Genomic DNA, 14,006 nt, shown 5'->3' on the forward strand with positions numbered 1-14,006 from the left:
AAGATGATCGGTTTCAAATCCTTCTTTATGCGCACCATTATTTTCCAGGTCCTGGCCATTTTATTATTGTGGGGGATCCTCGTCGCCTGGGTGAAATATTGGTATTACCCCGACATGGAAAAATATTTCGATAACCAGCAACGCATCGTCGCCGTGGGTATCGCCAATATTCTCGATGAAACCGGCACCGACAATATCGATTACCGCGGCATCATCAAGACCATTGAAGGCATGTACATTGATTCCATCAATAACGGCATGCAGGATCAAATCGATTACCACCCGCTGTTCGTGGTTTACGATCGGGACAACCGGGTGCTTTACAGTTCGCAAACGCAGGGAGAACCGCTGCGCCTGCCGCCTTCGGTGCTGTCGGGCTCCGTTAAGTACGCCGGCGCCAACTGGCATCTTGCCGGCAGCTGGAGCGAAAAGCGTCAGTACCGGGTGATCGTCGGCGAGTCGTTCAACGATCGCACCACGCTGTTCGGTAACCCGGCGGAAAGCACTGCCATGCCGCTGCTGGGCATTCTGGCGGCGATCATCATCACCTTGCTGTTTACCGCCTACTTCAGCCTGCGGCCGCTGCGCCAGATCGCCCGCACCATCTCCGATCGCCAGCCGGGTAATCTGTCGCCGATCAACGTCAGCGAGCAGTATCAGGAAATCCGGCCGGTGGTGGTGGAGGTCAACAAGCTGATGGCGCGCATCGACGCCGCCAACCAGCGCGAAAAACGCTTTATGGCCGATGCGGCGCACGAACTGCGCACGCCGATCGCCGCCGTGCTGGCGCAGCTGCATCTGCTGACCCAGGTCAGCGAGCAGCAGGAGCGCCGGGAGATCATCGGCGACATGCAGCAGGGGCTGGATCGCGCGGCGTCGCTGTCGCGCCAGCTGATCAACCTGGCCAAGCTGGAGGCGGAAGATTTTCCGCTGAAAATCGAGGCAGTGGACATCTACGCAGAGATCGGAAAATGCATCGCGCAGCACGTCCCCTATGCGCTGGAAAAGGATGTGGAACTCTCGCTCGACGGCAGCGAGGACGTGGTGGTAACCACCGATCGCCATGCGCTGATCGCCATCTTCACCAACCTGCTGGACAACGCACTCAAGTACGCGCCGCCCGGCAGCCGCATCGAAGCCCATATCCGTTCACTGGCACCGCTCGGCTGCTATATTACGTTGCGCGACAACGGCCCCGGAGTGAGCGAAGAGCACCTTCCGCGCCTGTTTGAACGCTTTTACCGCGTGCCCGGCACGCAGCAGACCGGCAGCGGACTGGGATTGGCCATCGCCCGGAACCTGGCCGACAAGATTGGCGCGCAGCTGCGCGTCACCGAAGGCCTCGACGATCGCGGCATCGGTTTTATTATCGATTTGCCGGAAAGTTACCGGCCACAGACTGAGAGTGAACAACGATCATGAGCGCCCCTGTCCTGCTGCAACGGCAGCAACTCGACCGACTATGGGATATTGACCGCAGCGAAATCATCGACACCCTGTATCGCCTGCAGGACGGTAAACTGCAAGCCTACCCGGACTACTACGACGTGCGCGGTTGGGATCCGCACGACCGGGAAACCTATACGCCTATCCACGAAGCCTGCTTCGATCGCGGCGGCGCGTTTTTCGCGCGCTTCGAAGGCGAGGAGATCGTGGCGGCGGCGGCGCTGGATACCGAGCCGCGCGGCCCGCAGCGGGATCTGCGCCAGCTGCTGTTCTTTTACGTCAGCGCGCACCAACGCGGCCAGGGGTTAGGCAAGCAGCTGTTCCAGCTCTGCCTGCGTCAGGCGGCGCAAGAAGGCGCCGCCGGGCTGTACGTCTCCTCCATCCCCAACAAAAGCACCGTAGACTTCTATCTGGCGCAAGGGTGCCGGCTCATCGAGCGCCCGGATGCCGAGCTGTTCGCCCGCGAGCCGGAGGATATTCACCTGGTCTGCCCTTGCCGCTAGCGGCAGGAACTTAGCGGGCGATGCGTATCACCGAACGCACGTCGCTTTTTTTGTTCAGATCCCATACCTCGGCGATCTCCGCCAGCGCGTGCTCCTGCGTCTCGATAGTGAGCGCGCCCGTCGCCGCCAGCGCCAGAATTTCGGTCGCGTAGCGCTGCATCTCCGGGATCGGCGGGAAGTTGCCGGTGCCGCTGCCGAGGATTTGCAGCTGATTGCTGCGCAGCACCGCCGCCGGCAGCCGGATGTCCGGCGCGGCCATCGAGCCGACGTTGACCAGGCGAATGCCGCGCCCGCCGGCGTAAGACGAGAGATCGTGATTATTGAGCGTCGCGAGCAGCGCTTCGGTCGCCGGACCCCAGATATAATCGACGATCACCTGATAACCGCCCGGCCCCGCCGCCGCCGCGAAGGCCTGCGTCAGCGCCTCGCCCTGCAGGCTCAGATCCACCGTGGCATCCACGCCCAACGCTTCCAGCACGCTCAGCCGACGGCCGGCGGCAACGATGCGCCCGGCTCCCGCCTGACGCGCCGCGGCGACCGCCAGTTTGCCCGAGGTGCCGGTAGCGCCGATGATCAGCACCGTTTCACCGGGCTGCAGATCCGCCCGCCAGCGCAGCGGCAGCCAGGCGGCGAAGGCCGGATTGATCAGCGCCGCCGCCGTGGCGTCGTCCACCGCCTCCGGCACCGGCACCGTCCATGACGCGACGCTGCGCTCAGCCATCGCGCCGTAAGGGCGGCGGAAGGAGGCGAAATACACCCGTTGCCCGTCGGCCGTCCGGCCCACGCCGTCGGTGCCGGGCACGATCGGCAGCTGCTTGGGGCTGGAGTAATGGGTGCCGGCGACGGTGGCGCGATCCAGCTGTTTGATACCGGCCGCCAGAACGTCGATCGGCACTTCATTCGCCTGCGCCTGAGGCTCCTCAAAGGTGCCGAAAACCGGGGCTTGCCCCAACGCTGTTACGATTGCCGCTTGCATGGTGACTCCTCAAATCGTGGGAACGTACGGGAAAGAATAGGCCGCAATAAAATAAAAAGGGACACCGCATGATGCGGTGTCCCCCGAACACAAACTTTGCCGAACGTGTTATTCGTAGTCGCTCATCGGCACGCAAGAGCAGAACAGGTTACGGTCGCCGTACACGTCATCCAGACGCTTAACGCTCGGCCAGTACTTGTTCTCGCGCACGCCGGCCACCGGGAACACCGCCAGCTCACGGCTGTACGGATGCTGCCAGTCGTTAACCAGCTCAGCCTGCACGTGCGGCGCATTCACCAGCGGGTTGTCTTCCAGCGGCCATTCGCCTTTGGCGACGCGGTCGATCTCGCTGCGGATCGCCAGCATCGCATCGATAAAGCGATCCAGCTCCACTTTGCTTTCCGACTCGGTCGGCTCGACCATCAGCGTGCCCGCCACCGGGAACGACATGGTCGGCGCGTGGAAGCCGAAGTCGATCAGGCGCTTGGCGATGTCCATTTCGCTGATACCGGTCTCTTCCTTCAGCGGACGAATATCAAGGATACATTCGTGCGCCACGCGGTGATCGCGGCCGGTATACAGAATCGGATAGGCGTCTTTCAGGCGGGTAGCGATGTAGTTGGCATTCAGGATCGCCATCTGGCTGGCCTGCTTCAGGCCTTCCGCGCCCATCATGCGGATGTACATCCAGCTGATAGGCAGGATGGAGGCGCTGCCGAACGGCGCTGCGGAAACCGCGCCCTGCTGGGTGGTTACGCCGTCGATCTGCACGACGCTGTGGCCCGGCACAAACGGCGCCAGGTGCGCTTTCACGCCGATCGGGCCCATGCCCGGGCCGCCGCCGCCGTGCGGGATGCAGAAGGTTTTATGCAGGTTGAGGTGCGAAACGTCCGCGCCGATGTAGCCTGGCGTGGTGATGCCCACCTGGGCGTTCATGTTGGCGCCGTCCAGATACACCTGGCCGCCGAACTGATGCACGATCTGGCACACTTCGCGGATGGTTTCTTCATACACGCCGTGGGTCGACGGGTAGGTCACCATGATGCAAGAGAGCTCTTCGCCCGCCTGCTCCGCCTTGACGCGCAGATCGTGCAGATCGATGTTGCCGTTCTTGTCGCAGGCGACCACCACCACGCTCATGCCCGCCATCTGGGCGGAGGCCGGGTTGGTGCCGTGCGCGGAGCTCGGGATCAGGCAGACGTGACGGCCCGCTTCGTTGCGGCTTTCGTGGTAGCGGCGGATCGCCAGCAGGCCGGCGTATTCGCCCTGCGCGCCGGAGTTCGGCTGCATGCACACCGCGTCATAGCCGGTCAGTTGCACCAGCCACTGAGACAGTTGGCCGATCATCTGCTGGTAGCCGGCAGCCTGCTCCGGCGGGCAGAACGGGTGCAGCTCGGAGAATTCAGGCCAGGTGATCGGGATCATTTCCGCCGCGGCGTTCAATTTCATGGTGCAAGAGCCCAGCGGGATCATCGCCTGGTTCAGCGCCAGATCCTTGCGCTCCAGGCGATGCATGTAACGCATCATCTCGGTTTCGCTGTGATAGCGGTTGAATACCGGGTGGGTCAGGATCGGATCCTGGCGCAACATGGCGGCCGGGATCGATTGACTGCTCTTGCTCACCGCCGCGTCCAGCGCGTCGATGTCCAGGCCGTGGTTGTCGCCGGCCAGCAGTGCGAACAGCGTCTGCACGTCTTCGCGCGAGGTGGCTTCGTCCAGCGTGATGCCTACGGCGCCGTGGATATCGGTACGCAGGTTGATGCCGAAGCTCAGCGCGCGTTCCAGCACCGCCGCTTTGTCTTTCACTTCAACGGTCAGGGTGTCGAACCAGGTGTTGTGACGCAGCGTCAGGCCGGCCTTCTGCAGCCCGGCGGCCAGAATGTCGGTCAGGCGATGGATACGCCCGGCGATGCGCTGCAGCCCCTGTGGGCCGTGGTACACCGCGTACAGGCTGGCGATATTGGCCAGCAGCACCTGCGAGGTACAGATATTCGAGTTGGCCTTCTCGCGGCGGATATGCTGCTCGCGGGTCTGCATCGCCATGCGCAGCGCGGTGTTGCCGGCGGCATCACGGGAAACGCCGATGATGCGGCCCGGCATCGAGCGCTTGAACTCGTCGCGGCAGGCGAAGAAGGCGGCGTGCGGGCCGCCGTAGCCCATCGGCACGCCGAAGCGCTGCGCGGAGCCGAACACCACGTCGGCACCCTGCTTGCCCGGCGCGGTCAGCAGCAATAGGGCCATGATGTCGGCGGCCACGCTGGTGATGATTTTGCGCGATTTCAATTCAGCCAGCAGCGCGCTGTAGTCGTGCAGCTCGCCGGTGGTGCCCACCTGTTGCAGCAGCACGCCGAACACGCCGTCCAGCTCCAGCACTTTTTCCGCTTTATCGACGATGACGTCGAAGCCGAAGGTTTCGGCGCGGGTGCGCACCACGTCCAGCGTCTGTGGATGCACGTCGTCAGCCACGAAGAAGCGGTTGGCGTCTTTCAGCTTGCTGGCGCGTTTGGCCAAGGCCATCGCTTCGGCGGCGGCGGTGGCTTCATCCAGCAGCGAAGCGGAAGCCAGATCCAGGCCGGTCAGATCGAGGGTCACGGTCTGGAAGTTCAGTAGCGCTTCCAGGCGGCCCTGCGACACTTCCGGCTGATAAGGGGTATAAGCGGTGTACCAACCCGGATTTTCCAGCATGTTGCGCAGGATCACCGGCGGCGTCAGCACGGCGCTGTAGCCCATGCCGATATAGGATTTGTAGCGCTGATTTTGCGAGGCGATCGCCTTCAGCTCAGCCAGCGCCTGGTGTTCGGTCGCCGCGTCGCCGACCGGCGGCGGCCCCGGCAGCTGAATGTCCGCCGGCACGATCTGTTGGATCAGCGCGCTGAGCGAGCGAGCGCCCACCGCTGCCAGCAACTCCTGGCGTTGTTCCGCAGAAGAGCCGATGTGGCGTTCAATGAACGCTTCGCTGTGTTCGAGTTGGCTGAGTGTCTGGGTCATTGCTACAAATTCCTGAATGCTTGCGTGATACGGGATATAGCTTGAGCGGTAACTAAAACGCCCCGGCCAAAAGGCCTGGGGCGTGGTCACGATTACTCGTCGATCGAGGCCTGATAAGCCGCGGCGTCCAGCAGGTTCGCCAGCTCGCCTTCGTCGGCGGCTTTAATCTGGAACAGGAAGCCGTCACCGTAAGGCTCGCTGTTCACCAGCTCCGGGGAGCTTTCCAGCTCGCCGTTCACCGCCACGATTTCGCCGCTGATCGGCGCGTAAATGTCCGACGCTGCCTTGACGGACTCCGCCACGGCGCAATCTTCACCGGCGGCGACTTTGCGGCCCACTTCCGGCAGATCGACAAACACCATATCGCCCAGCAGTTCCTGCGCGTGTTCGGTGATGCCTACGGTGTAAACGCCGTTACCTTCTGAACGAACCCACTCGTGGGAGGATGCGTATTTCAATTCTGTTGGCACATTGCTCATCGCCGGTTACTCCTTCGAAGAAATAAAAGAATCAATCAATAAAAAATCAATTTGTCAGCGGCTTGCCGGCGCGAACGAAACCGGGCTTGGTCACTTTGACCGGCATTTCACGGTTGCGGATCTGCACGATGGCCTGCTCGCCGATGCCCGCCGGCACGCGCGCCAGCGCGATGCTGAAGCCCAGCGTCGGAGAGAACGAACCGCTGGTGATCACGCCTTCGTGGGTTTGCCCCGCCGCGTCGGTGAAACGCACCGGCAGCTCATTACGTAATACGCCTTTTTCCGTCATGATCAAGCCGACCAGTTGCTCGGTGCCCTGATCGCGCTGTTGTTCCAGCGCTTCACGGCCGATGAAACGGCGATCTTCCGGCTGCCAGGCGATGGTCCAGCCCATGTTGGCGGCCAGCGGCGAAACGCCTTCGTCCATCTCTTGCCCGTAGAGGTTCATGCCCGCTTCCAGACGCAGCGTGTCGCGCGCGCCCAGACCGGCCGGCTTGACGCCCGCGGCCAGCAATTTTTGCCAGAAATCCGCCGCCTGATCTTTCGGCAGCGCGATCTCATAGCCGGCCTCGCCGGTGTAACCGGTGGTGGCGATGAACAGCTCGCCGGCCTGCACGCCGAAGAACGGCTTCATGCCTTCGACCGCACTTTTTTGTTCCGGGGTGAACAGCGTGCCGGCGCGCTCTTTGGCTTGCGGGCCCTGCACCGCGATCAGCGCCAGATCGTCGCGCACCGTCAGCGCAACGCCATACGGCGCGGCGTGCTCTTCGATCCAGGCCAGGTCTTTGTCGCGGGTGGCGGAGTTCACCACCAGGCGGAAATAGTCTTCAGTGAGGAAATAAACGATCAGGTCGTCGATCACGCCGCCGGAGGCATTCAGCATGCCGGTGTACAGCGCTTTGCCGGGTTGGGTCAGTTTGGCGACGTCGTTCGCCAGCAGGTAGCGCAGGAACTCGCGGGTGCGGGCGCCGTGCAGATCCACAATGGTCATGTGGGACACGTCGAACATGCCGGCATCCTGACGCACCGCGTGGTGCTCATCAAGCTGCGAGCCGTAGTGCAGCGGCATCATCCAGCCGTGAAAGTCTACCATGCGCGCACCGCACGCCACGTGCTGGTCGTACAGTGGGGTTTGCTTTGCCATCTTTTCCCTCTTTCCACTCGTCGCTAGAAGTTAGGGTGCTGCCACGCAATGCGGCGGAGCCTGGCTCGCGGCCCGATCGCCATGGCGCACTGACTGCTCAACACAAATGCTGCGCCGGGACGGGCGGAAACTGCGTGCAACCGCCGTGACGCAAACGATACCTTTCCCTCGAACTTATCACCGAACGACCACATTAACCATAAGTTAAAATAGGCTCATCGCCGTTCCGGGGCGGTAAAATGCCGGGCTAGTGTGCAGAGTTTTTCACTGGAAAAATGCGCTTTAAGGCACAAAATTAACAATTAAAGCGGCAAAACTCCGAAGTTATATAACAAACCGACGGCCGCACATGAGATTCCGACTTTTGATAACCGAACATGGAATTAGAAAAAGTAATGATAAAAAGCGGCTGAAATTAGATTATTTCAAATGAAGGGTTATTAAGGAAAGACGATGGCATAAGGCAAGAAGCGCGAGCCCGCGGAGGGCTCGCAGAAGGCAGGATGTCAGGCAAGCCACTCGGGCAGATCGTTCAGGCCCATCGCCTGACGCACCAGCTTCGGCTTGACGCCCGGCAGGCTATCCGCCAGCCGCAGGCCCACGTCGCGCAGCAGCTTTTTGGCCGGGTGGTTGCCGTCGAACAGTTCGCGGAACCCCTGCATGCTGGCCAGCATTACCGCCGCGCCATGTTTGCGGCGGCGCTCATAGCGACGCAGATAGAGGTGCTGGCCGATATCCTTGCCCTGCCGCTGCAGGCGGCGCAGTTCGGAAATCAGCTCGGCGGCGTCCATAAAGCCCAGATTCACGCCCTGCCCGGCCAGCGGATGCACGGTATGCGCCGCATCGCCCACCAGCGCCAGGCGGTGCGCGGCGAAACTGCGCGCATAGCGGCCGGTCAGCGGGAACGCCAGCCGTTCGCTTTCCAGGCTGCAAGCCCCCAGGCGCATGTCGAAGGCCATCGCCAGTTCGCGGTTGAACTGCGCCGGTTCCAGCTGCTTGAGCCGCTCGGCGTCTTCCGGCGTCACCGACCAGACGATGGAGCTCAAATGCGGATCGCTGAACGGCAGGAACGCCAGAATGCCGTCGCCGTGGAAAATTTGCCGTGCCGTCGCCTGATGCGGCTCTTCGGTGCGAATGGTGGCGACCAGCGCATGGTGGCGGTAATCCCAGAAGGTAAGCGGAATGTCGGCGTGCTGGCGCAGCCACGACTGGGCGCCGTCGGCGCCGATCACCAGGCGGGCGGTCAGCATGCGGCCATCCTCCAGCGTGACGAAAGCGTCGTTCTCGCCCCACGCCACCTGCTTGAGCGCGGCCGGGGTAATCAGCGTGATGTCCGACAGGCTTTCGGCGCGTTTCCACAGCGCCTGCTGGATCACCGAGTTTTCGATGATGTGGCCGAGATGGCTGAAGCCGCACTCGTCGCCGCGGAAGGCGATTTTGCCGAAGCTGTCGCGATCCCACACTTCCATCGCGTTATAAGCGCTGGCGCGCAGCTGGAGAATGTCATCCCACACGCCGATATGCTGCAGCAAACGCTCGCTGGCGGCATTGATGGCGGAGACCCGCAGCGCAGGCTGCTCCGACGGCGGCGCCATGTCCGGCTGGCGCTGCTCCAGCACCGCCACGCGCAGCCCGCTGCCCTGCAGGCCGCAGGCCAACGCCAGCCCCACCATACCGCCACCGGCGATAATCACGTCAAATGATTGCATGCTGCTCGATTTCCTTAAATAACGCGCGACGCCTTGCCGCGCCGCGTTTTGGGCGCGCCACAGGGCGCCCGATTCTGTGTCTAACGTTCCACCCAGCCCAGCGTGCGCTTGGCGAAGGCGTCGCGCACCGCCGGCAAACGCTCCATCGCCATCAGCCCCAGGTTGCGGCCGACCACCAGCGGGGCATACCGGTTGGCGAACAGGCGGATCAATCCGTCGGTCACGCCGATCGTCGCCTGCTGATCGTTTTGCCGCCGCTGCTGATAGCGGCTCAGCAGCGCATAACCACCGGCGTCTTCGCCGCTGTTCATCGCTTCTGCCAGCGTTTCCGCCAGCGACATCACGTCGCGCAGACCGAGGTTGAACCCCTGCCCGGCGATCGGATGCAGCGTCTGCGCCGCGTTGCCCACCAGCGCCAGACGATGGCTGACATGGCGATCGGCGGTCAGCAGGCTGAGCGGATAGCTGTGCCGTTTACCGGCCTTGAGGATGCGCCCCAGCCGCCAGCCGAAGGCCTGTTGCAGCTCGGCGATAAAACGCTCGTCGTCCCAAGCATCCACCCGGGCGCGATCTTCGCGCGCATGGCACCACACCAAAGAACTGCGCCCCTGCGACATCGGCAGCAGCGCCAGCGGCCCGTAGCGGGTAAAACGCTCGAAGGCGCGCCCCTGCGGATCTTCCGCCGTGGTGACGTTGGCGATGGTGGCGAACTGCGGATAGTCCTCCTGCCGCCACTGCACGTTGCAGGCCTGCGCCAGCGCCGAACGCGAACCGTCGGCCGCCACCAGCAGTTGCCCGCACAGGCGCAGACCGGTATCCAGTTGTACTTCCGCCCGCTCGGCGGTGCGAATCACGTCCACCACCCGCGCGGGGCAGTGCAGCGTAACGCCCGGCGCCTTCGCCAGCAGCGCGAACAGCCGCTGCCCGGCGTCATGCAGTTCGATCACCTGGCCGAGCGCATCGACCTGATAATCCTGCGCCTGCAGATTCACGAAACCGGCGTGGCCGCGATCGCTAACGTGCACCTGAGCGATCGGCGTAGCGCAATCGCGCAGCGCCGGCCAAACGCCGATGCGCGCCAGCTGTTGGCAAGTGCCCTGCGCCAGTGCGATGGCGCGGGCGTCAAAGCCCGGATGGCTGTGGTCATCCGGCCGAGTCGCCTCGACCAGATCCACCGCCATTCTTCCCTGAGTAAGCGACGAGATAGCCAGCGCCAGCGTCGCGCCCGCCATACCGCCACCAACGATAATTACGCTCATTTTATGACCTTGTCGCCGCCATCAACGCTTCGATGGCATCGGCGTCTTTCACCACGGTAGCGGTCAGGTTTTCATTGCCGTCGGCGGTGATCACGATGTCGTCCTCGATGCGGATGCCGATGCCGCGGTATTCCGCCGGCACGTCCGCATCCGGCGCAATGTACAGCCCCGGTTCCACGGTCAGCACCATGCCCGGCTCCAGCAGCCGATCGCGGCTCGGCGTGCCGTAGTGGCCGACGTCGTGCACGTCGAGGCCCAGCCAGTGGCTCAGCCCGTGCATGAAGAACTGCCGGTGCGCCTGCTCGGCGATAAGCTGATCGACTTCACCTTTCAATACGCCCAGTTCCACCAGCCCGACCACCATGATGCGCACCACTTCGTCGTTGACTTCGCGGATGCTGGTGCCGGGTTTAAACAGTTCCAAAGCGCGCAGCAACGACGCCAGCACGATGTCGTACACCGCGCGCTGCGGCTTGCTGAACTTGCCGTTGACCGGGAAGGTGCGGGTGATGTCGCCGGCATACCCCTGGTACTCACAACCGGCGTCGATCAGCACCAGATCGCCGTCGCGCATCTGGCTCTCGTTCTCGGTGTAGTGCAGGATACAGCCGTTTTCGCCGCTGCCGACGATGGTGTTGTAAGACGGGTAGCGGGCGCCGAGGCGGGTGAATTCATGGTGAATTTCCGCTTCCAGCTGGTATTCGAACATGCCCGGGCGGCATTTTTCCATCGCGCGGGTGTGCGCCAGCGCGCTGATCTCACCGGCGCGACGCATCACCGCCAGCTCTTCCGGCGATTTGAACAGGCGCATGTCATGCAGCCACGGCCGCCAGTCGGTCACGGTGGCCGGCGCCTGCAGATTCTGGCGAAACCCCTTGCGCAGCTTGTCCAACGCGCCGAACAGGATCTGATCGGCATAGGCGTATTCGCCCTGCGCGTGGTAGACCACGTCCAGGCCGTTGAGCAGCAGGTGCAGCTGGTCATTGATTTCATCGAACGGCAGCGCGCGATCCACGCCCAGCTTCGCCGGCGCGGCGTCTTGCCCCAGGCGGCGGCCAAACCAGATTTCCGCCGTCAGATCGCGCACCCGGTTGAACAGCACGCTGTGGTTGTGCGTTTCGTCGCTTTTGATCAGCACCAGCACCGCTTCCGGCTCATTGAAGCCGGTCAGGTACCAAAAGTCGCTGTTCTGCCGATAGGGATAGTCTGAATCTGCACTGCGCGTCGTTTCCGGCGCAGAGAAAATAACCGCCGCGCTGGCCGGCGCCATTTTCGCCAACAGCGCCTGACGGCGGTTGTTGAATTCCTGCTGAGTCATTACCTTCTCCTGAAATCATGCCATCCGCATCGCCGGCGGAGGGCCGATAGGACGTTTAGTGCAACGTCGGTTTGATGTTTTCCGGCGCCGTTGGCTTGTGACGGGTGAATTCGCCGTAGCACATGATGGCGGCAACCCGCACATACTCCGCCACTTCTTCCAGCGACTGCTCCAATTCTTCCTGATCTTCGTCTTCGTCGTAGCCCAGCTGCGCGATGTTGCGCAGATCGTCGATCGCTTCACCGACTTCGTCTTTCACCTGGGCCAGTTTGGGCTGCATCATGCCCAGCCCGAGCAGGAAGTGGTTGACCCAACCGGCCAACGCGTCGGCGCGATCGAACACGCTGACGGCTTCCCCTTCCGGCAACATCAGTTGGAACAGGAATTCGTCGTCTTCCAGCGTTTCGCGCGTCACTTCATACAGCTGTTGCAGCGGTTGGCTGAGCGCCTGCGGGAAGGCGACGCCTTCATTGGTCAGATCGTGCACCAGCGCCTGCCAGCCGGCATCACGGCTGCCGCCGCACAGCAGGCCGCTGATCAGGCCGTGCATTTCTGCCGCGGTCAGCGCCACCGACTGCTGGTTGAGGGCCACGGTCAAAGATTGGTAACTTGGAAATGTATTCTGTATAGACATGCGCATTCGTCATCGTTGGCAGGATAAGTTCGTGTTATGCTACCACCAAGGTCCGTCGCTATACCAGATAAGCGCGACACCTCAGTGGCTAGTTATAATCGCGATGTGGCAGGTTTCACACTGCGCCGGCGGGTGACGAAAGTGCGGTAAATACGCATTTTGAAACCCTTTTTTGACTGGCAATGTGCGCCACAGTAGATTACAACCAGGTACTGAAAAAGGGGTTGTATCTTGGTACCGAGGTATATATAGTGGCGCCCGCTTTGACGGCCCGGCCAGGGCGGACAAGGCTGGCGCGAAATTTAGGCAGGAAGGTGGCATGTCTGCACAACCGGTAGATATTCAAATTTTTGGCCGCTCGTTAAGAGTCAATTGCCCGCCAGAACAACAAGATGCGTTGAATATGGCGGCGGACGATCTTAACCAACGGTTGCAAGATCTTAAAGTTCGCACTAGAGTCTCCAATACTGAGCAACTGGTTTTCATCGCGGCATTGAACGTCTGTCACGAACTTGCTCAAGAACGGTTGAAAACCCGTGACTATGCGTCCAATATGGAACAACGCATACGGATGCTGCAGCAGACCATTGAACAAGCGTTGCTTGAACAAGGTCGCATCTCTGAACGTCAGGATGCACAATTCGAATAACTTAAGTTGTTGAAATCACAGTTTCGGCAACGAGTACAAAATTTCTCTGAGATGTTCGCCAGCGGGCCAGTCCCCTGAGCCGATATTTAGTACAAACAGAATGTGTTGCTCCGCGATCGGTGAGCACGCTCGGTGCGCCGAGAAGCCTTAAGATTGCGACGGCACGTTCACCTTGAACCATGGGTTCAAGGGTTACAGCCTGCGACGGCATCTCGGAGATTCCCCTTCTCAGCGGTTTATGTGTGCCGAACGCCACACTGAGCAAGCCTGATACGATGCCTTTTCAACCCCAATTTGCGCAGCAGCGCCAAGCCATTCGTCAACTCATACGCCAACGTCGGCGCGAGCTTACGCCGGGCCAGCAACGCTTTGCCGCAGACAAGATAGCCGAGCGCCTCGTCGCGCATACGCACATTAAGGCGGCGCACAGCATCGCGGTATTCCTGTCGTTTGACGGTGAACTCGACACCGGGCCGCTGATCGAGCAACTGTGGACGCTCGGCAAACGGGTTTACCTGCCGGTGCTGCACCCGTTCAGCCCGGGCCACCTGCTGTTCCTGCGCTATGCGCCGGAAACGCCGCTGGTGCGCAATCGCTTCAATATTCTCGAACCGCGCCTCGATGTGCGCCAGGTGCTGCCGCTGGGCGAGTTGGACGTCGTGCTGACGCCGCTGGTGGCGTTCGATCATACCGGGCAGCGTCTGGGCATGGGCGGCGGCTTTTACGATCGCACCCTGCAAAACTGGCGCAGCGGCGGCCCCTATCCTATCGGCCTGGCCCATGATTGCCAGCAGGTGGAGCGCCTGCCGATCGAGCACTGGGATATCCCGCTGCCGGAAATCCTCACCCCGCTCTGCAGCTGGGCGTGGCACGAGCCCAAATAGCAAAAGGCCGGATCGCT

Annotated in this window: 12 protein-coding genes and 1 other RNA gene; 5 read left to right on the top strand and 8 right to left on the bottom strand. The window is 62.0% G+C overall.

The window, feature by feature from the left end:
• Positions 1-3: 3 nt before the first annotated feature.
• Both ACSBQQ_RS22690 and ACSBQQ_RS22695 read left to right on the top strand, forming a co-directional pair.
• Positions 4-1,422 carry an ATP-binding protein gene (locus tag ACSBQQ_RS22690; protein ID WP_060388367.1) on the top strand — a complete coding sequence of 473 codons (1,419 nt, stop codon included), beginning with the start codon at positions 4-6 and terminating at the stop codon, positions 1,420-1,422.
• Complete coding sequence (locus ACSBQQ_RS22695; RefSeq protein ID WP_033649436.1) at positions 1,419-1,949, top strand: GNAT family N-acetyltransferase; 531 nt, start codon at positions 1,419-1,421, stop codon at positions 1,947-1,949. Before ACSBQQ_RS22690 ends, ACSBQQ_RS22695 begins: the two co-directional genes overlap by 4 nt.
• 10 nt (positions 1,950-1,959) lie before the next feature.
• On the opposite strand, the gene ACSBQQ_RS22700 is transcribed toward ACSBQQ_RS22695, so the two are convergent.
• From ACSBQQ_RS22700 to ACSBQQ_RS22735, 8 genes are all read right to left on the bottom strand, one after another.
• Entirely contained in the window at positions 1,960-2,925 is a 966-nt protein-coding gene (locus ACSBQQ_RS22700) for a quinone oxidoreductase family protein (protein WP_047570626.1), read from the bottom strand.
• Between the two features lie 108 nt (positions 2,926-3,033).
• The gene (gcvP, locus tag ACSBQQ_RS22705) at positions 3,034-5,913 is read right to left on the bottom strand and encodes an aminomethyl-transferring glycine dehydrogenase (protein ID WP_060429278.1); all 2,880 of its coding nucleotides are present in this window, start codon (positions 5,911-5,913) and stop codon (positions 3,034-3,036) included.
• A gap of 92 nt (positions 5,914-6,005) precedes the next feature.
• The gene (gene gcvH, locus ACSBQQ_RS22710) at positions 6,006-6,392 is read right to left on the bottom strand and encodes a glycine cleavage system protein GcvH (protein WP_049199255.1); all 387 of its coding nucleotides are present in this window, start codon (positions 6,390-6,392) and stop codon (positions 6,006-6,008) included.
• Positions 6,393-6,438: 46 nt separating this feature from the next.
• The gene (gcvT, locus tag ACSBQQ_RS22715; RefSeq protein ID WP_033649433.1) at positions 6,439-7,536 is read right to left on the bottom strand and encodes a glycine cleavage system aminomethyltransferase GcvT; all 1,098 of its coding nucleotides are present in this window, start codon (positions 7,534-7,536) and stop codon (positions 6,439-6,441) included.
• Between the two features lie 506 nt (positions 7,537-8,042).
• The gene (gene ubiI, locus ACSBQQ_RS22720) at positions 8,043-9,245 is read right to left on the bottom strand and encodes an FAD-dependent 2-octaprenylphenol hydroxylase (protein WP_033649432.1); all 1,203 of its coding nucleotides are present in this window, start codon (positions 9,243-9,245) and stop codon (positions 8,043-8,045) included.
• An 80-nt stretch (positions 9,246-9,325) separates the two neighbouring features.
• Positions 9,326-10,504, bottom strand: a complete 1,179-nt coding sequence (ubiH, locus tag ACSBQQ_RS22725; RefSeq protein WP_033649431.1) for a 2-octaprenyl-6-methoxyphenyl hydroxylase — start codon at positions 10,502-10,504, stop codon at positions 9,326-9,328.
• A 1-nt stretch (position 10,505) separates the two neighbouring features.
• Complete coding sequence (gene pepP, locus ACSBQQ_RS22730; protein ID WP_033649430.1) at positions 10,506-11,822, bottom strand: Xaa-Pro aminopeptidase; 1,317 nt, start codon at positions 11,820-11,822, stop codon at positions 10,506-10,508.
• Between the two features lie 55 nt (positions 11,823-11,877).
• Positions 11,878-12,456 (bottom strand): YecA family protein, encoded by a 579-nt coding sequence (locus ACSBQQ_RS22735; protein WP_033635861.1) that lies wholly within the window; start codon positions 12,454-12,456, stop codon positions 11,878-11,880.
• A 319-nt stretch (positions 12,457-12,775) separates the two neighbouring features.
• Between ACSBQQ_RS22735 and zapA the strand changes: the two genes are divergently transcribed.
• The 3 genes from zapA (at position 12,776) to ACSBQQ_RS22750 (ending at position 13,989) form a co-directional block, all read left to right on the top strand.
• Entirely contained in the window at positions 12,776-13,105 is a 330-nt protein-coding gene (zapA, locus tag ACSBQQ_RS22740) for a cell division protein ZapA (protein WP_004931621.1), read from the top strand.
• 40 nt (positions 13,106-13,145) lie between these two features.
• Positions 13,146-13,328, top strand: a non-coding RNA gene (gene ssrS / locus ACSBQQ_RS22745) — 6S RNA.
• 52 nt (positions 13,329-13,380) lie between these two features.
• Positions 13,381-13,989, top strand: coding sequence for a 5-formyltetrahydrofolate cyclo-ligase (locus ACSBQQ_RS22750; RefSeq protein ID WP_033638575.1), 609 nt, complete (start codon positions 13,381-13,383; stop codon positions 13,987-13,989).
• Positions 13,990-14,006 lie beyond the last annotated feature (17 nt).

The organism is Serratia sp. G204Y, assembly GCF_051172435.1.
In the GTDB taxonomy this organism is placed as follows: domain Bacteria; phylum Pseudomonadota; class Gammaproteobacteria; order Enterobacterales; family Enterobacteriaceae; genus Serratia; species Serratia sarumanii.